Annotated in this window: 19 protein-coding genes; 11 read left to right on the forward strand and 8 right to left on the reverse strand. The window is 53.1% G+C overall.

Going from position 1 to position 20,297, the window contains the following annotated elements; genetic code table 11:
• Window positions 1–93 precede the first annotated feature (93 nt).
• Both BV494_RS00315 and BV494_RS00320 read right to left on the reverse strand, forming a co-directional pair.
• Window positions 94–1,323, reverse strand: a complete 1,230-nt coding sequence (locus BV494_RS00315) for an MFS transporter (protein ID WP_104921042.1) — start codon at window positions 1,321–1,323, stop codon at window positions 94–96.
• The gene (locus tag BV494_RS00320) at window positions 1,320–2,471 is read right to left on the reverse strand and encodes a serine hydrolase domain-containing protein (protein WP_104921043.1); all 1,152 of its coding nucleotides are present in this window, start codon (window positions 2,469–2,471) and stop codon (window positions 1,320–1,322) included. The genes BV494_RS00315 and BV494_RS00320 overlap by 4 nt, the downstream gene beginning before the upstream one ends.
• Before the next feature lie 115 nt (window positions 2,472–2,586).
• Here BV494_RS00320 and BV494_RS00325 point away from each other — a divergent pair, with 115 nt between their 5' ends.
• The 3 genes from BV494_RS00325 to BV494_RS00335 all read left to right on the forward strand — a co-directional run bounded on the left by BV494_RS00325 (window position 2,587) and on the right by BV494_RS00335 (window position 5,828).
• On the forward strand, window positions 2,587–3,495 hold the full coding sequence (locus BV494_RS00325; RefSeq protein ID WP_104921044.1) for a LysR family transcriptional regulator: 909 nt from the start codon (window positions 2,587–2,589) through the stop codon (window positions 3,493–3,495).
• Between the two features lie 152 nt (window positions 3,496–3,647).
• Window positions 3,648–4,127 (forward strand): 2TM domain-containing protein, encoded by a 480-nt coding sequence (locus BV494_RS00330; protein WP_104921045.1) that lies wholly within the window; start codon window positions 3,648–3,650, stop codon window positions 4,125–4,127.
• Between the two features lie 138 nt (window positions 4,128–4,265).
• Window positions 4,266–5,828: a sensor domain-containing diguanylate cyclase gene (locus BV494_RS00335; protein ID WP_104921046.1), complete on the forward strand. Its 1,563-nt coding sequence runs from the start codon at window positions 4,266–4,268 to the stop codon at window positions 5,826–5,828.
• Window positions 5,829–5,883: 55 nt separating this feature from the next.
• Here BV494_RS00335 and BV494_RS00340 read toward each other — a convergent pair whose 3' ends face one another.
• Together BV494_RS00340 and BV494_RS00345 are read right to left on the reverse strand one after the other, a co-directional pair.
• Window positions 5,884–6,156: a hypothetical protein gene (locus tag BV494_RS00340; protein ID WP_104921047.1), complete on the reverse strand. Its 273-nt coding sequence runs from the start codon at window positions 6,154–6,156 to the stop codon at window positions 5,884–5,886.
• A 90-nt stretch (window positions 6,157–6,246) separates the two neighbouring features.
• Entirely contained in the window at window positions 6,247–6,960 is a 714-nt protein-coding gene (locus tag BV494_RS00345; protein WP_104921048.1) for a DUF3053 domain-containing protein, read from the reverse strand.
• 169 nt (window positions 6,961–7,129) lie between these two features.
• Here BV494_RS00345 and BV494_RS00350 point away from each other — a divergent pair, with 169 nt between their 5' ends.
• Both BV494_RS00350 and cspE read left to right on the forward strand, forming a co-directional pair.
• Window positions 7,130–8,200, forward strand: a complete 1,071-nt coding sequence (locus tag BV494_RS00350; protein ID WP_192938118.1) for a DUF1615 domain-containing protein — start codon at window positions 7,130–7,132, stop codon at window positions 8,198–8,200.
• A 367-nt stretch (window positions 8,201–8,567) separates the two neighbouring features.
• Window positions 8,568–8,780, forward strand: a complete 213-nt coding sequence (gene cspE, locus BV494_RS00355; protein ID WP_101076387.1) for a transcription antiterminator/RNA stability regulator CspE — start codon at window positions 8,568–8,570, stop codon at window positions 8,778–8,780.
• A gap of 639 nt (window positions 8,781–9,419) precedes the next feature.
• Here the strand turns inward: cspE and BV494_RS25655 are convergent.
• The 4 genes from BV494_RS25655 to BV494_RS00375 form a co-directional block, all read right to left on the reverse strand.
• Entirely contained in the window at window positions 9,420–9,557 is a 138-nt protein-coding gene (locus tag BV494_RS25655) for a hypothetical protein (protein ID WP_192938050.1), read from the reverse strand.
• A 472-nt stretch (window positions 9,558–10,029) separates the two neighbouring features.
• Window positions 10,030–10,233, reverse strand: a complete 204-nt coding sequence (locus tag BV494_RS00365) for a hypothetical protein (protein WP_104924656.1) — start codon at window positions 10,231–10,233, stop codon at window positions 10,030–10,032.
• 135 nt (window positions 10,234–10,368) lie between these two features.
• Window positions 10,369–11,619 (reverse strand): L-lactate MFS transporter, encoded by a 1,251-nt coding sequence (locus tag BV494_RS00370; protein ID WP_104921050.1) that lies wholly within the window; start codon window positions 11,617–11,619, stop codon window positions 10,369–10,371.
• A 407-nt stretch (window positions 11,620–12,026) separates the two neighbouring features.
• Window positions 12,027–12,803, reverse strand: coding sequence for an alpha/beta fold hydrolase (locus BV494_RS00375; protein ID WP_104921051.1), 777 nt, complete (start codon window positions 12,801–12,803; stop codon window positions 12,027–12,029).
• Between the two features lie 266 nt (window positions 12,804–13,069).
• Between BV494_RS00375 and BV494_RS00380 the strand changes: the two genes are divergently transcribed.
• The 6 genes from BV494_RS00380 to glnB all read left to right on the forward strand — a co-directional run bounded on the left by BV494_RS00380 (window position 13,070) and on the right by glnB (window position 20,254).
• Entirely contained in the window at window positions 13,070–13,468 is a 399-nt protein-coding gene (locus BV494_RS00380) for a hypothetical protein (protein WP_226790000.1), read from the forward strand.
• Between the two features lie 182 nt (window positions 13,469–13,650).
• On the forward strand, window positions 13,651–15,597 hold the full coding sequence (gene mrdA / locus BV494_RS00385) for a penicillin-binding protein 2 (RefSeq protein WP_104921053.1): 1,947 nt from the start codon (window positions 13,651–13,653) through the stop codon (window positions 15,595–15,597).
• A 586-nt stretch (window positions 15,598–16,183) separates the two neighbouring features.
• Entirely contained in the window at window positions 16,184–17,620 is a 1,437-nt protein-coding gene (locus BV494_RS00390) for a sensor histidine kinase (RefSeq protein WP_104921054.1), read from the forward strand.
• Between the two features lie 31 nt (window positions 17,621–17,651).
• Window positions 17,652–18,428, forward strand: a complete 777-nt coding sequence (gene qseG / locus BV494_RS00395; RefSeq protein WP_226790001.1) for a two-component system QseEF-associated lipoprotein QseG — start codon at window positions 17,652–17,654, stop codon at window positions 18,426–18,428.
• Window positions 18,425–19,762 (forward strand): two-component system response regulator GlrR, encoded by a 1,338-nt coding sequence (gene glrR / locus BV494_RS00400; RefSeq protein WP_104921055.1) that lies wholly within the window; start codon window positions 18,425–18,427, stop codon window positions 19,760–19,762. The genes qseG and glrR overlap by 4 nt, the downstream gene beginning before the upstream one ends.
• A 153-nt stretch (window positions 19,763–19,915) precedes the next feature.
• Window positions 19,916–20,254: a nitrogen regulatory protein P-II gene (gene glnB / locus BV494_RS00405; RefSeq protein WP_013574351.1), complete on the forward strand. Its 339-nt coding sequence runs from the start codon at window positions 19,916–19,918 to the stop codon at window positions 20,252–20,254.
• Window positions 20,255–20,297 lie beyond the last annotated feature (43 nt).

Below are 20,297 nucleotides of genomic sequence, written 5' to 3' on the forward strand. Positions count from 1 at the left end.
TCATTTTTTCTTATTTGCCTGTTTTTTACTCTACCAGAACAGGCCGGGATCCGGGAAGAATTCAGGCGTCTGGTTCGGGAAAGGTTTAAGAAATTATACCTTTTGTGCCTTTCCAAAACTTTGATCCTGCCCCTGATGCACGGGCGAATGACGCGGACCGGGTTTAAAGCCCTGTTTTTTCGCACGCCAGGCAATCAGCAAACCTGCCACCAGTAAAATCTGCATCGCCCACGGAAAGACGTGGATCCCGACGGTTTCCAGCAAGATCCCGCCGGACAAACCGCCGCCTGCGATGGCCAGATTCCAGGCCACAACAACCATCGATTGCGCCATATCCGCGTGTTCGCCCGTCGCATCGGCAATGGCGGTTTGCAGCAACGTCGCCGCGCCGCCAAACGTCAGGCCCCACAGTGCAACGCATAACGTCACGATGCGCGCAGAACCGCTGTTGAGCGCCAGCACCAGTGAGATCACCGCAAACAGCGCAAGGCTGATGAGTAACGTCTGGCGCAGACGTTTGTCCACCAGAACGCCGGTCAGCCCGATCCCTGCCAGCGCGCCAATGCCAAACACCAGCAGGATCTGATCTGCATGACCGGCCAGTCCGGAGAGCCGCAGGAACGGAACAATGTAGGTATAAAGCAGGTTGTGGGTGAGCATCCATAGCAGGATCACCCCCAGAATACTGCGCACGCCCGGCATCATGATGACCTGCCGCAGAGACTGACGCTGTGCGGCTTTCTGGCCCGGATAATCCGGCACCTGGCGCAGCACCCAGACGACCAGCAACAGCGTAACGACCGACATCATCCCGAACGCCATCCGCCAGCCGACCAGCGTGCCCATCCAGGTTCCCAGCGGTACGCCAACCGACAGCGCCACCGGCGCGCCGAGCATCGCGACCGACAGCGCGCGCCCCTGCTGATGCACGGGCACCATGCGCCGCGCGTAACCGGCCAGTAATCCCCACGCCAGGCCGGCGGCGGCACCCGCCATCCAGCGGGCAATCAGCGTCAGGGCAAAATTCGTCGAGAAGGTGGTGATCGTATTAAAAATCAGGAAACCGGCAATCGCCGTCAGCAGCGCCGTGCGGCGGTTCCAGCCGCGCGTCAGGGCGGCCAGCGGGATCACGGCCATCAGCGAACCGGCGGCATACGCGGTAATCATCTGGCCCGCCATGGCCTGCGATACGTCAAGGCCACCGGCGATTTGTGGCAGTAATCCAGCGGGCAGCGTTTCAGTCATGATGGCAATAAAACCGGTCAGCGCCATCGCCAGCAAGGCGGAGAGCGGAAGCGGCGTCTTTTTCGGGGGCTGATTCATGACTTAGCTCCGTACACCGCATCGCGTAATTCATTCACAAAAGCGCCGGACATCCCTTCGTACAATGTGTTAGTGAAGGCAACAACGCTCAGCCCGGCGGTGCGATCGACAAACCACGAATGACCGTAAGCACCACCCCAGCGCCAGGTGCCCGCGGATTCCGGTGACGCTGCCGCCTGCGGATCGCGCAGGACGGAAAAGCCCAGCCCGAACCCGGTGCCCGGCATGTCCGGCAGTTCAAGGCCGCCGGTCTGATCGCGCCCCATTTCATTTGTCAGTGTTGGTGTCAGCAGCGGTTCTCCACCCTGACGCAGCATTTCCAGCATTTTCAGCACGTCGTGCGCACTGCTGACCATTCCGGCTCCTGCCGACGGGTAAGCCTGCGTATCCAGTGCCCTGAGAGGTGAATACGTGATGCCCACGGTGTTTTCGAACGCCGCGGCCTTTTCGCCTTCCTGCAAACGATGAGGCTCAGGCGAATCGCTGACATACGGCGTCGCCAGTCGCGCCGGATTGTGTACATAAAACGCGGTGTCGTTCATGTCCAGCGGGCCGGTCAGCAGGTTTTTCACCACGTCGCCGAGCGGTTGCCGGCACACCTGTTCAAGCACCGCGCCGAGTACGTCCACGGCGAGGGAATATCCCCATGAGCTGCCCGGCGCATACAGCAAAGGCACACCGGCCAGACGACGCAGGTTTTCCGCCAGCGAAATTCCGCTGTTATCCATGCCGTCAGAAACCCCGGCGAGCGCATACGGACCCTGTTCATCAGGCTCAAAAAAGCGGTAACTCAGCCCGGCCGTGTGGCTTAATAAATTCCGCACGGTGATCCGCGCAGGCTTTCCGTCGGGCAGGGTGGGATGGAAATCCGGCAGCCATGCCCGAATGTCGTCATCAAGCGCCAGTTTGCCTTGTGAAATTAAGATCATCGCGACGGTTGATACGATGGGTTTACTGACCGATGCCAAACGGAACAGCGACGTTTCGGTCATTACCTGCCCGGTTTCGCGATCAGCCAGCCCGGTGGCGCGGTGATAAATCAGCTCGCCATGTTGGGCAACCAGAACAACGGCACCCACAAGGCGTTTTGAGGTAGTCGCCTGTTCAACAACGAGGTCGAGCCGGGATTTCAGCGTGGAAGAGTTCATGGTGTTATCTCAGTTTCTGAATGTGTTAAATCACAATAGAGATCTCCTCAGTGCGGAAAAAGTAGGGTAGATTTCCAGAATATACGGACACCAATGTCCGTAATGAGGGGTAGCAGTGGAAAGTCTGAGCAGCCTGAATGTGTTTGTGCATGTCGCGGAAACCCGCAGTTTTGTCGCGGCCGGCCGCCTGCTGGGCGTTTCTGCCTCGGCGGTGGGCAAAACCATTGCGCGCATGGAAACCAAACTGAAGGTTCGTCTGTTTCACCGCAGTACCCGCAGCGTAACGCTGACGGCAGAAGGCGCGCTGTTTCTTGAGCGTAGCCGCCGGATTGTTGCGGAGCTGGAAGCGGCAGAAAGCGAGCTGTTGCAGCTTTCTGAATCCCCGCGTGGCCGGTTGCGTCTGAGCCTGCCGCAGGTCAGTACGCTACTGTTGCCGGTGCTGGGCGAATTTATGCGGCGCTATCCGGATATCGAACTGGATCTGGATTTTACCGATCGCATTGTGGATGTGGTGGAAGAAGGGTTTGACGCCGTGGTGCGCACCGGGCAGATGGTGGATTCACGTTTGTCGATGCGTAAACTGGGGACGTTTCATCATTTGCTGGTGGGCGCACCTGCGTATTTTGCAGAGCACGACGTTCCGGCTTCGCCGCCCGATTTGTTGTCTCACCGGTGTCTGCATTTTCGTTTCCCAAACAGCGGAAAACTGGAAACCTGGCCGATGGTGGGATATCAGGATCTGACGCTGCCGGTTTCGATGGTTTGTAATAATATTGAGACGCGGCAGTGTTTCGCGTTGCAGGGCCTGGGCATTGCGTGTCTGCCGGATTTCAGTATCCGCAAAGAGCTGGCGAAGGGGCAACTGGTCACCGTGCTGGATGACTATGTCAGCCGCAGCGCCGACTTTTTTATCCTCTGGCCATCGGGTGGCTACATGACGCCGAAATTGCGGGTTCTGATCGACTTTCTCAGCGAGCGCGTTTTCCCTGAAAGTCCTGAACTGGCGTTGTTGTGCCCGAATTAGACAGCCCGGCAATACGCTATTTTACCGGCTAATATTATGATTTTTAAAGCTGTCAGGTTGATGTCGGGTAGGTGTCAGGTTGCTGACGTGTTGATTTCCGATCTCCTGTTGCACGCTGTGTTTGTGTTCAACATTCACATAAAGGTAATCCTATGAATCAGAGCAAAATCAGGCAACTTCGGATCTCCCGCGCGTGGTCGCAGGAACAACTGGCAGAACTTTCTTCACTGAGCGTCCGCACCGTTCAGCGGATAGAAAACGGCGAGCAGGCCAGTCTCGAAACGCTCGGGGCCATTGCGGCGGCGTTTGATATGAAAGTTTCTGAACTGACCGAAAATGACCCGCAATTTGACGCCGCGCCGGGATCGGCACTCGATGAACAGATCGAAAAAGCCAGAAAACGGGTTGAGGAAGAAAGTGGGTTTTACCGTTCGGTAGTGTTGTGGGCGGTGGTCAACGTCGGTTTGTTCGCACTCAATCATTTCACGTCACCGAACTCCATCTGGTTCGTCTGGCCGTTATGCATCTGGGGCGGCATTCTGGTGTTCCGTGGTTTGGGAATTTTTGCCTTCCGCGGTTCTGTTGAACGCTGGCAAAAAGCGCGTTTACAGAAACTGATCCGCAAGCCATAACGTGCAGGCGGTAAAATTAAGACAGTTTGCATATCGCAATTTCAAAGAAGACCGCCCTGACTGAGACATATCAAATTTCCGGATGAACATGCTGCTATCCTCTGTAGTATTCATGGTCATCAGCTCAACGGACAGAGAATGGATCAGCCCCGGCGGTTTGCATTTAATCTTAAAAGACTGATATTGGTTCTGGCACTGGTGAGTACGCTTATCACGCTACTCAGCAGCTATCTGGCTATTTTTCAGGTCGAAAAAAAGCTCCTTATCGAATCGTCACTGCGCGCAAGCCAGTCCTACGCGACGCGGATTTCCCTGACCGCCGATCTCTTTTTCAACGCGGCCCAGAAGCAACTTATCTACAGCGCCAGTTTGCTGGGCGAAGAATTCCACAACCTGAATGCCGTCACCGATGAAGCCGACCGCTTGCAGGTTCAGAGCAAACGCTACAGCTCTGTGCTGGTAGTGGATAAATCCGGCGTGGTTCGCGCAGCGTCGAGAAACTCCGCCGATATGGTGGGTATAAAACTGGTATCAGACGCTAACACGCAGGCTTTGTCGACGCAGAATCCGGTCATCAGCTCTCCTTTCCGCACCCCTCAAAACAATCACATCATTGCCATGTCCGTGCCCATTCACAACGCGCGGGGAAAATATCTCGGCTATCTGGTGGCGGAAATTACCCTGCAACAGGGCGGTATTATTGATTCGCTGGTCAATGCCCGAAATTACCGCAAAGATGCGTATATCTACGTGATCGACAACGACGGCGACGTTTTGTACCGCGCCGCTGACGGCTGGACGGAAAGTGCGCCGCAGGGGAATGTTAACAAGGCGCTGCTGGAGGGCCGGGATCAGGGATACCTGCACATGAAAAACTTGCAGGGCGAAGATTCTCTGACCGGATTTTCTACCATGGAAGTGGCGGGCTGGACGGTGCTGGTGCTGCATCCCGCGCGGGCCGACGTGGTGTTGCTATATGACGTCATGTTGCAGGTTCTGCTTTATACCCTGCCTTTTGTGATTCTGGTGTTTATCGGGATCTGGCTGCTGACCCGTTCGATTTCCCGCCCTTTACGGCAACTTGCCTCGAAAGCCGACACCATGGATTCGGAAGATGTTTCCGTTGAAATAGAGCAGGTCAATGCCTGGTATTACGAAGCGTCGAAGTTGAAAACCGTGATGTTGCAGGGGATCCATTTGCTGCATCAGCGCATCGAAAAACTCAGCACACAGGCGCACACCGACCCGATGACCGGCCTGCTGAACCGGCGCGGGCTGTATGAACAGGCGGATAAATTACTGGGCGAAGCGTCGCAAATCGGGGTGATCACGCTCGATATCGATCACTTTAAAAGGGTTAACGACGCCTATGGCCACGACGTGGGAGATGTCGTGATTACGCAACTGTCGCATCTTATTCTGAATAACTCACGCAAAGATGACTTACTGTGCCGGATGGGGGGAGAAGAATTTTTGCTGTTACTGCCGGGAACGTCAATGGCACAGGCCGTTCAGCTGGCGGAACGGCTTCGTTGCCAGGTTGAAATGCAGGATTTTGAGGGTGCCGGAAAAGTGACAATTTCTCTGGGTGTGACCCATTTCAATCCTGAAAAAGTGAATATCGACAGCGCGCTGAAATCGGCCGATAAGGCGTTATATCAGGCGAAAAATGACGGGCGGAACCGCGTGGTCAGTCTGTAGAACGTGGCGTGTAAATAGCGGAAAAGGGCTCAGGCATTTCACCTGAGCCCTTTTTTTAGCGTGAACCCGGCAGCAGCGATTCTGTGCATTTGAAGACGTCTTCACGGAATTTACGTGAGGCGTCGTCCAGATCGGCCTGATTGGCGACGTCGGCGCGGTTGGCTTCCAGCGCCTGACTGACGGCCACGGTAAAGGCATTTTCCTGGCTGGCATTCAGCACGTTGCCCACGCTGCCAAACAGCAGGCGCATGGCGGAAATCTGTACCAGCAGTTCACGGTTTACGCGTTCAAGCTGGTCTACACGTTTTGTCAGGGTTTCGTCGTTCATGGGTGTCTCCTTATTTATTTGCCGCACACCATAGCAAAAGCACCGGCATGAAAAAACCGCCTTGCGGCGGCGAAGGGGATGTCTGCCGGTTTAACGCACCATTTGTTGCATCTGGCGGCTGAGTTGCATCAGTTGCGCATTCAGCGGCACCAGTTGTTGCTGGATGGCGTTGTATTTATCCAGCTGCTTCTGGTTGGCAAATTGCAGGCGATTGCCGGTGATCGTGACATTTTTGCCCTGACTTTTGATGAAGTCGGCTTTTGCCACTATCAGATTCAGCACCTGCGGCAGCAAATCAAAGACCTGTTCGGTGACGGCGGCCGGTTTGCCCACCGTTTTCTCATACGCCTGATCGTACACTTTTTTCAGATCGTCCGGCTGTTTCAGCGCCGCGTGCTGCGTGTCGGCCTGCGTTTTGAGCAGGACCATTTTTTCTTTCCAGTTCGCACTGCTGTCGGCCATTTTCTTCAGGTCGTCGCGCTGATCAAGCAGGTTACTCACGCTGTTAACGCCATTCATCCCGGCGAAAACCGGCACCAGCGAGGAATCCAGCTCAATATTCATCTGATGATGGAAGCCGGTAATGATCGCGTAATCTTTGGTGTAATCACCCAACTCTTTGCTCTGTGCTTCCGTCAGTTGCGGGACGGCCAAAACCGGTTTGTCGAGGATCCGCGACTGGAGGAAATCCATAAAGGCTTTGCGCTGGGCTGGCTCTTTGTCGCCACATCCGCTGACCACAAAAATCATCAGCAGCAGCATAAAAGGCATCAGAAATGCGCGGCTAAAGTGTGAGTTCTGCATAAATTCCTTGCTCCGTAAGCTCCGTTATCAGGATCCTAACCTTACTGAGAAAGGCTATTTTTTGCTAGATAGTTGCCGATATCTTCGTTAACGTCTTCGGCAAAGCCATTGATTCAGGGAATGTTTAACGTTGAACGCAAAGCGATTTTCAATTAACCGATCTGCGGTGATGCTGGCTGTGATGATCCTCGCCGGATGTACAACGGGAAAGAAAACCGAAGCGCCGGTGCAGAATCCGCGTGACGTGAAAGCCGATATCGTGCGGCTGATGCCATCTTCCGCGCCGGACAGGAAGGGCTGGGCGACGGACATTACCGCCGCGTTTACCTCACAGGGCATTCCGGCGACGACGGAAAATATCTGTTCGGTGCTGGCGGTGGCGCAGCAGGAATCGAATTTCAATGCCGATGCGCCGGTGCCGGGGCTGGGCAAAATTGCCTGGAAAGAGATTGATCGCCGTGCAGACGCGGTTCATGTGCCGAATTTTCTGGTTCATACCGCGTTGCTGATTAAATCGCCGGACGGAAAATCCTACAGCGAGCGGCTGGATAACGTCAAAACCGAGAAGCAGCTCAGCGCCATTTTTGATGATTTCATCAGCATGGTGCCGATGGGGCAGAAGTTGTTCGGGAATCTGAACCCGGTCCACACCGGCGGGCCGATGCAGGTCAGCATCGCGTTTGCCGAAGAACATGCCAAAGGCTATCCGTACAAAATCGACGGCACGATCCGCAACGAAGTTTTCAGCCGTCGCGGCGGGATTTATTTCGGCGTGAAGCATCTGCTGGGATATCCGGCCAGTTATTCTCAACCGCTGTACCGGTTTGCTGATTTCAATGCGGGCTGGTACGCCAGTCGGAACGCGGCTTTCCAGAGCGCGGTGAGCAAGGTGACGGGGATTCCGCTGGCGCTGGACGGCGACCTGATTAACTACGGCACAGACAAACCGGGCGGCACGGAACTGGCGGTGAGAACGCTGTCGAAGCGGCTGGATATCAGCCAATCCGCCATACGTAAAGCGCTGGAAAAGGGCGAGCAGCCGGAATTTGAGGAAACCAGTCTGTACAAACAGGTTTATGCGCTGGCGGATAAAACCACCGGGAAGCGTCAGCCGCGCGAAATGCTGCCGGGGATTACGCTGGAAAGCCCGAAAATCACCCGTAAGCTGACCACCGCGTGGTTCGCAAAACGGGTCGACGGACGCCGTGCGGATTGTATGAAACGCGCTTCTGCCGGGTAATTCACCGGGGGAACAATCTTAAAACCTGCTGTTTTTCCAGCAGGTTTTACTTTTTCGCATCAGCCTGTAGCCACCGCCAGCAGCGGGCTGCGCGTTAATTCCTGATGGAATATACATTCCACCAATATAATAGCGTTGAAATAAAAGCTTGCTTAATAAATCCCCCTGTGTGTAAATAGCGTCAACGGTTTGTAGTTAAGACCTATTTATGTAAGACATTTTAGTAAAGTAGTTCCTGGTTCAAGTGATATAGCAAATCCTTTCTCCGACGAATTTCCTTCTCTGATGCATCCATAAGTATTTCAAATAAAAACAGACCTCTATTGCCCTATGGCATCATAAAATAAAAACGAAGAAGGTATTTCCTATGTCTACTAAAATGACTGGTTTAGTAAAATGGTTCGACGCTGGTAAAGGTTTCGGTTTCATCAGCCCTGCAGACGGCAGCAAAGACGTGTTCGTTCACTTCTCTGCAATCCAGAGCAATGATTTCAAAACCCTGGACGAAGGTCAGAACGTTGAGTTCACCATCGAACAAGGTCAGAAAGGCCCATCAGCCGGTAACGTTGTCGTTCTGTAATGTCGCCAGATATTGAAAGTAATCACTCTGCAATAGCGAAGATGGGTTAAACCCGGAGCAGACAGAATAGTTAATTCAATATCGACATGTACAATGACAAAAATAAGCCCTGGCCAACGCCGGGGTTTATTATTTAAAAGCTTCCAGAATTATCGGGAGCCATAACAGAAAAGCCGGTTCTCATAATTTATTCATTCAGCCGTTTTTTCTGTTGTGACAAGGCCGCGCTCAGGCCGCGTAATGTTGGAGTGTACGATGAACGCTTACGCCATAATATGACGGCCGGGAAAGCACCGGCAAATTCCCTTCATTCTTCGAGCCACAGATGTGTTGGCTACACTCAGTCACCCGAATCACTGACTTGTGTATGCTCATCGCGACTCCTTCCTTTGCCGCCTTCTTGTAACTCGAATTATTTCGGGAATTGGCTTCTGCACCTGCACTTCAAAAATTCAAAGATTTCCTGAAAAAAAGCCAAAAAAAAGCCCGCACACGGCGGGCAAAATAACAGGGTTCTACAGGGGTATTACACAGGGACTTAACACAGGGACATCACACAACATTTGATGGATTTAAGATAACAAACGCTGTGTATGGTTTTGTCATTGTCCGGTAATGTTACTCCAGCAGATGTAAGGCTTATTTGTCAGCGTAATGAGAAATAACCTGATCAATTTTGGCGTCAGCCATCGCAATTCCCTTCTGTATCAAAGACTCAGAGCCGATACTCGCCAGCACAATAACTGCAGCTACAATCATTAATCCTTTCCAGGTCATGATTTTTCCATCCGAATGTCACAGTGAATGGCAGCATTATGCGGCGATACGCGAAGTATCGCCACTGGCAAGGCAAAACAATGAACAGGCGTTAAGCGCCTAAGTGGCCGACGGTGAAGTAAGTGACCAGGCCGACGATGACCAGCAGCGCAATTGCCGCAGCGGTATAGAGGATAATGCGTTTGGGGCTGTAAAATGCCATAAAATGTCCTTATTTATCCGTGGTATTCAACGTTACTGGATTAGAAAAGTTCCATCATCAGTGCCATCACGTAGCCGATTCCGACAGAACCGCCCGCCATGATTAACCAAAATGCTGTTGCCTTCATTTCACACTCCTTGTGCGTGTTGCGGGTTAAATCGCCCGAATGATCGATTTCAAGACGTGATTATAACAAACATATAATCCGCATGGATAATTATGTGTTCTAATTTTAGACACTCAACCGGCCAGAGGGCAATTTTTCCGATCTTATTTCAGATAGTCGCTGCGGGAAGTCAGCTTGCTGTGTGCGCTGGAATCCAGCGTCGTGGACGGGCGGGAGCTGCTTTCGCTGGCTTTGCGGTTCAGTTCTGAGGCGACTTCCTGCGCGCTGGAAGGATAAGAGACGGCAAAACTGTTCATGGCGGTCATCGCCAGCATAAGGCTGAAAAGTGCAAGGGTGGTGCGTTTCATTAACGGGTGTCCGGTCTGTTCACATTTGTTCATCGGTTTTTCGTGAATCAGCAGCCGGTTTTAAATGCTTTACTCATAAGAAACGGGAGCAAATTATGCTCCCGTTCATCATTTGTGATGCGTACAGCTGCTGCTTTACACGTGCTGGAGCGTATTATGACCGGCTTCTGATTTATTCGGTAAGCGAATCGTGGCAGAAAGAACCAATGATACGATCAATAATGCGGTGATGATGCTGAACGTAACCGCGAAGCCGCCAAACAGAGACGCCACCAGAGAAGCGAAGATGCTGCCGATGCCGAAGCCGAGATACAGCAGACCGTAGTTTTTGGTCATGTTGTTCAGGCCGAAGAAATCACTGACCAGTGAAGGATACACGGTGATGGTGCCGCCGAAGCTGAACGCCACACAGGCTACGGAGATGAAGAACATCGTTTCGTTCATGTGGGTGAACAGCATCATGCTCATACCGGCCAGTGAAACAATCTGCGCGATAGAGATAACGCGGATACGCTGCATTTTGTCTGACAGTACACCCAGAACCAGACGGCCGCTGAGGTTAGCGATCGCTATCACGGTCACGGCGTTCGCGGCGGTCAGTGCGTCCAGTTTTACCAGACTCTGGCCGATATCTTTCGCCACACCAATCACATACAAACCACTCATACAGGCAGTCAGGAACATCAGTGCCAGCATCCAGTATTGCGGAGCGCGCACCGCTTCGGCCAGCGTGAAATCACGGCTGTCGTTGCTGTTATCGTTCAGGCTGTTTTCTTCGCGGGTCACATCGGCAGTCTGCTGTTTCGGCGCATCTTTCATCATCATTGCACCGGCAATCACCATCACCATCGCCACGCCACCCCAAATCATGAAGGTGTTTTGCAGGCCTTCGGTTGCCAGCAAATGCCCGCAAACGAATTTGAATAACAGGCTGCCCAGACCGTAAGCACCGATTGAACAGGCTGAAATCAGGCCTTTACGCTCAGGGAACCATTTCACGCAGTTGGTCAGTGTCAGCAGGTAACCGGCACCGTCCGCCAGGCCGACCAGCACACCGGCGCTGATGTACAACATAATCACGTTGTCAGAATGCGCGGTCAGGAAGAATCCGGCGGCCATCAGTAAACCGGCGGCGATGGTCACGGTACGCACACCAAAACGTTCCTGAAGTTTACCGGCGACGGAAGAGGCGAGGGCCAGACACAGGCTCAGGATCCCGAAAGTCAGCGCCACGCGGCTGATCGGTTCGCCCAGTTTTTCGGACAACTGACCGTTGAACAGGCTCCAGGTGTAAACGGAACCCAGAGCAAGCTGAGTAAGAATGGTACCGGCCAGTGTCAGCCAGCGGGTACGGTTGTCGTTCTGCATGCCAGATTTGTCACTCATAGCGGGTTCTCCCGAGCGAAGTAGATTCAATTAACTGTCGCTATGATAGTCCCCGTGAATAAACGCAGTTCATTTGCGGCGTGAGATGCATGAGTTGTGGAATGAAATGCATCTGACGAGGTATGAGTCGCCATTTTGGCGTCAAAAACATCCCAAAATTGGACTTAAAACGTGGCTGCAGCCCTTGCGGGGCGCGGGTTTTAGTTGATCTGGATCACTAATCCTTCATTTAACCTTTTCGTGCATTCTCACTCGTTTTGTTACAAGCGACGGTTTTACGATGATCGGCTGACATCCGCAGAAGCGGGGGAGGATTATCGCAGGGGCGATTTTGACTATTTATCGGGGGCTATAAATGCAAAACGAACCTTAACCGGCTCGTTTTTTACTTCTGGAAGTCAGGGGGATCACAAAATTTCCGCATTCAGCGCTGCATTGATGGCCGCCGCGACGCCGGTTGGATTTTCCCACATCATCGAATGGCCCGCCTGAGGCACCACGGCGGTATGCACACCATGCTGCGGTAAAATCGCGACATCCGGTTCCGGCAATGAAAACTCGCCAAACAAAACGGTGGCAGGCATTTTCAGGTTATAAAGCTGTTCGCGCCACGATGTCGGTTCGCCATTGACCAGCCCGACGGCTTGCCGGTGAATCGCCTGCGGTGATGCGACGCTCATGGAACCCGCCCAGACGGCATCATTACTGCGCACGGCGACATTAATCAGATGCGCATGGCCTTTGGCCATATACTCTTCTTCCGTATATTCCACGACCGCACGGCTGAATATCCCGCCGCCTGCGTCGAGATTGGGCTCGGCGACAATCAGGCGCTGAATCAGGTCAGGCCGCTGCGCTGCCACCATGATGGCAATACTGCCGCCCATGCTGTGGCCGATTAAATTGACCTGCGGCACGCCGAGGCTTTCCAGCAACGCGATGATGCAAAGGGCGTGATCCTGCAAGTTGTAACTGAAATCCTGCGGTTTATCACTGAAACCTGAACCGGCTAAATCCAGCAGGAATGAGCGGCGAGGGCGCAGTGAAGCATCGGTCGCGACGCGAGGAAAATCGCAGGACGCCGCGCATCCCAGTCCGTGGATAAAAACCAGCGGAACGCCCAGCCCTGACAATTCATGGAAACGTAACACCATTTCCGTTCCGGGTACTTTGAAAGACTTCATCTCAATCCTTTGTTAATGGCTTAAGTGCAATCTGCGGATTATAAGCAGGATTTTTCTGAGTGGCAGTACAAAAAACAAGTAAATGAACAGAGTCATGTGTTTTACGGCAAAGTGCTTTCCCATCTGTTTATCAGATTTCTGTTTTAGTTGAATTTTGTCTAAAAAATCGCCGATCAAATCGCGTACAGCGCCTAATTTGGCTTAAGGTGTTTAGCTCGCGAAAATATCTTTTGCGGGCTCTTTTCATCGGGCGGGCAAGTGATAGCATGGTACTCTTGCTCACTTTATGGATTTATCTGATGGTCAGGTTAGGCGGTTGTGTGGCGGTTGTCTTGGCGCTGGCGTCGTTTTCAGCATCGGCTGTCACGCAGTATCAATGTGTGTTAACGCATCATACGCAGTCCGAAGACGGCAACGATGTTTCTGAAGTTGTGAATAAAGATGCGCGGGTTTATGACGCCGGAAATACGTTCAGTTTTTCCCCTGACGGCAGCAAACTGGTCACCAGCCCTGAACTGACGGATATCATCGGTAAAGACAATCAGCCGATGAAAGCCGGTGCACAGGATAACCTGATGTATATCCACGTAAAAGACAGCTTTGTGGTCGCGACACAAACCGAAGGTTATGTCTATGCCGACTGCAAGGTCAACACGGCCAAGTGATGCGCGTCATATTTCGTCGGAATAACTTGTCGTTAATAAATAGAAACACTCCTGCTACTTCATTAGCACACTTCTTATAGTCGCCCGTTTCCCGACGGGCTATCCTTGCGCACTTTTCCAGCCCCGAATTTTTCTTTTTTCGCCCGCTTCAAGAAGCAGACAATAAAGGTATTTGCCCGCTTATGGCCTTACTTAACGACGAAATCCGCGACCATACCGCAGAGTCCGTCCTTTTCGTTCGTCGTGCCGTGATTGCATTTCTGGTTGTGGCCTTAATGTCTGCCGCTCTGGTGTTCAACCTGTATCATTTGCAGGTCGGAATGCATGATTTTTACCAGACCCGCTCGAATCAGAATGACATCAAAATGCTGCCGATCGCCCCGAGTCGCGGGCTGATTATGGATCGCAACGGTGTTGTACTGGCGCAAAATATCACGCTTTACCAGCTCCAGGTGATCCCAGGTAAAGTGCCCGATCTCAAAGGCACCCTGAATGCGCTGAAGCCCATTGTCGATCTGACGCAGGATGATCTGGACAGCTTCCATGACGCGATGATCCATGGCCGTCATTTTGCGCAGATCCCCTTAAAACTGGCACTGACCGACGTCGAGGTCGCCCGTTTTTCTGTGAACCAGTTTGATTTCCCCGGCGTCTCCATCAGCACCTATCAGCAGCGTCGTTATCCGTATGGCGCTGAACTGGCGCACGTCGTCGGTTATGTGTCGAAAATTAACGATAAAGATGCAAAACGTCTCGATGAAGAAGGGATCGCGGAGAATTACGCCGCCGACCATGACATTGGCAAGCAGGGCGTTGAAAAGTATTATGAAAATATCCTGCATGGCCGCACCGGTTATCAGGAAGTCGAAGTGGACAACCACGGGCATGTCGTGCGCCTTCTCAAAGAAGTGCCGCCGCAGGCCGGGCAAAATATCTATCTGACGCTGGATCTCGGTTTACAGCAGTACATCGAGAAAGTCCTGAAAGGGCAGCGCGCCGCCGTCGTGGTGATGGATCCGCGGGACGGCGGCATCAAGGCGATGGTGTCGAGCCCGAGCTATGATCCCAATCCGTTCGTGAATGGTATTTCCAGTAAGGAATACAGCGCGTTACTGAAAAATCCGGATCTGCCCCTGATTAACCGCGTGACGCAGGGCTTATATCCACCAGCCTCGACGGTGAAACCGTTTATGGCAACGTCTGCATTATTTGAAGGGGTGATCACGCCGCAAACCACCTTCTTCGGCGCACCGACCTGGACGCTGCCGGGCACCGAGCGTCATTACCGCGACTGGCTGAAAACCGGCCACGGCCTGCTGAATGTCACCAAAGCCATCGAAGAATCCGCCGATACGTTCTTCTATCAGGTGGCGTATGAAATGGGCATCGATCGTATTCATACCTGGCTGAGCAAATTTGGTTACGGGAAATCCACCGGCATCGATCTCGATGAGCAATATAATGGCGTTCTGCCAAGCCGCGAATGGAAGATGAAAGTTCATAAAAAAGGCTGGTATCAGGGGGATACGGTTTCGGTCGGTATCGGCCAGGGTTATTGGGTGGCGACACCAATTCAGATGGTGCGTGCGCTCAGCGCGCTGGTCAATAACGGCAAACTCGAAACGCCGCATCTGCTGTATTCTTCAAAAAGTGGCAAAGTGATCACGCCTTATAAAATGCCGCCGACGGAGCAAATTGCCGATGCAAAATCCCCTATCTGGGGAATAGTCAAAAACGGCATGTTCGGGATGGCGAATTTCCCGAACGGTACCGGATATAAACTATTTCACACCGCGCCTTATCAGATAGCTGCGAAATCAGGGACGTCTCAGGTATTCAGCCTGCGTGAGAATCAGGTATATAACGCCAAAATGACGCCGGTACGCCTGCGTGACCATATTTTCTATACCGCGTTTGCGCCGTATAAACATCCGACCGTCGTCATGGCGCTTATTATGGAAAACGGCGGTGGTGACGGCGTGGTGGCCGGCCCGACAGCGCGCGCCATCCTTGACCATATTTTCCTGCCGCCGCAGGCAACGATGTGCGACCCGGCAAAAGCAGATAACCCGGCCGACTGCGAACAACCGGTTCCCACCCCGAATTCTCCGGGGTTCAGTGAGCACTAACCGGATCGTTATAAACCACCGATAACCGCGTGTCATTGAATGGCGACAGATGCCGTTTGGTATGTCGTCATTTAGCGACATTTAACTAACTGATTAAATTAGGTTTTATTTTTATCAAAAAAACATGTTGGGAAACAGCGACAGCGAGCGTGATTTTTAGACAGAGATCACAGTTCATTTCTGAATAAAATATCTAATAAAAATTAAAAATCGTTATTAATCATTATGATAAATATTTTATTTAATAACTGGCACGCTTCGTGCTATATTCCTAACAGTTGCTCATTCACCTGATTATGATTGGCTCACGCGAAAGCGTTGATATGCTCATAATGTCCGAATGACGCCAAAGAAACGGTGCCTATCGTTCACCAGACCGATAATCGTTGCGCAAGCACGTTATCACGCATCGAACGACACGTTGAGTGAGGCACCACCTCTTCCGGTTTGCTGGATACCTTTATCAGGTATCCAGCAACACCACCCCTTCGAATACTCCTGTTTCCACTAAACTCTCTTTCACTTTTCTCTGACACTGGCTGTTCAAACCGTTGTCAGTTAGCATGGTTTATCTGTGTAAAATGAGATGAATGCGTTGAAAAGAGGACGTTTATTCCCCGGTTCTTTACGCCAGCTGGTATTGATGGCTTTCCTGTTAGTCTTGTTGCCGTTACTGGTGCTGGCCTGGCAGGCTTATGACAGCCTCGATCAGCTCAGCCGTCAGGCGGCGCACATTAACCGCACCACGCTCAGTGATGCGCGTCGCAGCGAATCGATGTCCAGCATCGCGCTGGAAATGGAACGCAGCTATCGCCAGTATTGCGTTCTCGACGATCCCACGCTTTCCCGCCTTTATCAGAATCAGCATAAACAATATTCGCAACTGCTGGATGCGCACGCGTCCGTTCTGCCGGATTTACGCTACTACCAGACGCTCCGCACATTGCTGACGCAACTGACCGAACCTACCTGTCGTAATAACGCACCGGATAATGACGCTTCCGCGCGGCTGGAAAATTTCTCGCGCACGAATGCCGAAATGATTCAGGCGACGCGTGAGGTGGTCTTTTCCCGCGGCCAGCAGCTTCAGCGTGCGATTGCCGAACGCGGTCAGTTTTTTGGCTGGCAGGCGCTGGTGCTGTTTCTTCTCAGCGGTGCGCTGGTGGTGCTGTTCACGCGCATGATTATCGGGCCCGTGAAAGGCGTGGAGAGAATGATCAACCGGCTGGGAGAGGGGCGCAATCTGGGGGACGTCATGCGATTTAAAGGGCCGCGCGAAATCCGCTCTCTGGTGCAGCGTATCGTCTGGCTGAGTGAACGTCTGGCATGGCTGGAATCACAGCGCCACGAATTTTTACGTCACATTTCTCATGAACTCAAAACGCCGCTCGCCAGCATGCGCGAAGGCACCGAACTGCTGGCCGATGAAGTCGCCGGGCCGCTGACGCCGGATCAAAAAGACGTGGTGGCGATACTCAACAGCAGCAGTCGTCACCTGCAAACGCTTATCGAACAACTGCTCGATTACAACCGTAAACTGGCGGATGCGCCGGCGCTGAGCGTAGCGGTTGACCTTAAAACCTTAGTGAATGACGTTGTGATAGCCAACAGCCTGCCCGCGCGTGCCAAGAAGATCCGCAGTGAAGTCAACATCGGCGCGCCACAATGTCTGGCGGAACCGACACTGCTTAAGCGTGTGCTGGATAATCTCTATTCCAATGCGGTGCACTACGGGGCTGAATCCGGTACTATTTGGGTCCGCAGCCGGGAAGACGCTGGACGGGTGGTTATTGAGGTGGCAAACACCGGAACCCCGATCCCCGAAGCCGAGCGCACGATGATTTTTGAACCCTTTTACCAGGGTAGCCAGCAACGAAAAGGGGCTGTAAAAGGCAGCGGTTTGGGATTGAGCATTGCCCAGGACTGCATTCGCCGCATGCATGGAGAGCTGCAACTGGTTGCCGTTGAAGATGCGGACGTCTGTTTCCGCATTGAATTGCCCCTGACGGCTGAGAACAATTGATCATGACTCTATTTGCAGGCTGGTGCGGCCAATGAACGCATTAACCTTTATGTCGAAATTCTTTACCCGTCTGGTGCGCGCCGTGTTGCGCCACCGGGTTCTCCTTCTGAGTGCACCACTGGCGCTGGCGGGCTGTGTGTCACATTCCGCCAATAACCGTTATTACCAGCAAGTTTCTGACCAGATCGTGCCTGACAGCAAAGTTATCGACTTCCGTACCGCGCCATGCGAAACCTTGTGGACGCTGGATGACAGCGAAGCGATGACTAACTCACTTTACTGGCTGCGGGCGATGGATTGCGCCGATCTCATGAGTGATGCGCAGGCACGTTTCCAGGCGCAGCAGATTTCGGCGACCCACTGGGATCAGGTATTCAAACAAAGCATTCTGCTGTCGGGTGCTGAACCGGATCAACAACAGCGCCGCGCATTGCTGGCCAAAGTGAGCGAATTCCGCGGCCAGATGCCCGGTTCAATTCGCCCGCTGGTGCAGTTGTGGCGTGAGCGCCAGAATCTGCAAGTCGTACTCGGCGATGTAAAAGCCCGCAACGCGCGTCAGCAGGCCGTCAATGAAGACAAGCTTCAGATGATGACCGCCGAACAACTGATGCTGGAAAATAACTTAGCCGATACGCGGCGCAAGCTGGAAAACCTGACCGATATCGAACGTCAGCTTTCTTCGCGCAAGCAGATCCAGGGCGATCTGCCGGATAATGATGCGACTTCGCTGTCAAAACCGGCCACCGGATCCACGGTGAAACCGGCAGAAACCTACGTGCCGCCTCCAAAGGAATCGAACGCAAAATGACGATACGTAAAGCAGCCAGTTTATTGCTGGTGGATGACGATCCGAGCCTGTTAAAGCTGCTGGGTATGCGTCTGACCAGTGAAGGTTTTCGTGTCACGACCGCCGAAAGCGGGGCCGAAGCGCTGCGCGTATTGCACCGTGAACGCATCGATCTGGTGCTGAGCGATTTACGCATGGATGAAATGGATGGCATGGCGCTTTTTGCCGAGATCCAAAAGTTTCAGCCGGGAATGCCGGTCATTATTCTGACGGCGCACGGCTCAATTCCCGATGCCGTTGCCGCCACGCAGCAGGGCGTTTTCGGTTTTCTCACCAAACCGGTCGACCGTGATGCGTTGTATAAAGCCATTGATGAAGCGCTGGCGCAGTCCAGCCCGTCAGTGGATGAAAGCTGGCGCGAGTCGATTGTGACCCGCAGTCCGCTGATGTTGCGTTTGCTGGAGCAGGCCAATATGGTCGCGCAATCTGACGTCAGCGTGCTGATTAACGGCCAGAGCGGCACGGGTAAAGAAGTGCTGGCGCAGGCGATTCACGGTGCCAGCCCGCGCGGAAAGAATGCGTTTATTGCCATCAACTGCGGCGCGCTGCCGGAACAGTTGCTGGAATCTGAATTATTCGGCCACGCCAAAGGCGCATTTACCGGCGCGATCAGCAGCCGGGAAGGGCTTTTTCAGGCGGCCAGCGGCGGAACGTTGTTCCTCGATGAAATCGGCGACATGCCACTGTCATTGCAGGTCAAACTGCTGCGCGTTTTGCAGGAGCGCAAAGTCCGTCCGCTGGGCAGCAATCAGGATATCGACGTTGATGTGCGGATTATTTCTGCGACGCACCGCGATTTGCCGAAAGCGATGGAAAAAGGCGAGTTCCGCGAAGACCTGTTTTATCGTCTGAACGTCGTGAGCCTGAAGCTGCCGACGCTGAGTGACAGGGCGGAAGACATTCCGCTGCTGGCAAACCATCTGCTTCGCGTGGCGGCACAGCGCCACAAACCGTTTGTCCGCAGTTTTTCCACCGATGCGCTGAAACGGCTGATGGCGGCGAGCTGGCCGGGCAATGTGCGTCAGCTGGTGAACGTGATCGAGCAGTGCGTGGCGCTGACTTCCGCGCCGGTCATCAGCGAAGCGCTGGTGCAGCAGGCGCTGGAAGGCGAAAACACTGCACTGCCGACGTTTGCTGATGCGAGAAACCAGTTTGAACTGAATTATCTGCGTAAACTTTTGCAGATAACCAAAGGCAATGTGACGCAGGCGGCGCGTATCGCCGGGCGTAACCGCACTGAATTTTACAAGCTGCTTTCCCGCCATGAACTGGAAGCCACGGACTTTAAAGAGTAACGGGAATTTACTTTCAGCGGCATCGGGTACATTCCTGCCGCTGAACTATGATACCTTTAGCGCCTTCGCATGCTCCGGCATCCGAAACCAGACTGTGAACCATGCTGCCGCTCAGGAAGGCGGAGAGCAAACGAATGATTATAAGGGTCCGCCATGAAAAAGATTGATGCGATTATCAAGCCATTCAAACTCGACGACGTCCGTGAAGCACTGGCTGAAGTTGGGATCACCGGGATGACCGTGACCGAAGTGAAAGGTTTTGGCCGTCAGAAAGGTCATACCGAACTGTACCGCGGTGCAGAATACATGGTCGATTTCCTGCCAAAAGTAAAAATCGAGATTGTGGTTGCCGATGACATCGTGGATACCTGTGTTGAAACTATCATGACCACTGCGCAGACCGGCAAAATCGGCGACGGCAAAATCTTCGTGTTCGACGTGGCGCGCGTAGTCCGTATCCGCACCGGCGAGCAGGACGAAGAGGCTATCTGATTTCATTCAGAGTCTGAAACAGAAAAGGCTGACATTGCGTCAG

The sequence above is a fragment of the Rahnella sikkimica genome (assembly GCF_002951615.1).
In the GTDB taxonomy this organism is placed as follows: domain Bacteria; phylum Pseudomonadota; class Gammaproteobacteria; order Enterobacterales; family Enterobacteriaceae; genus Rahnella; species Rahnella sikkimica.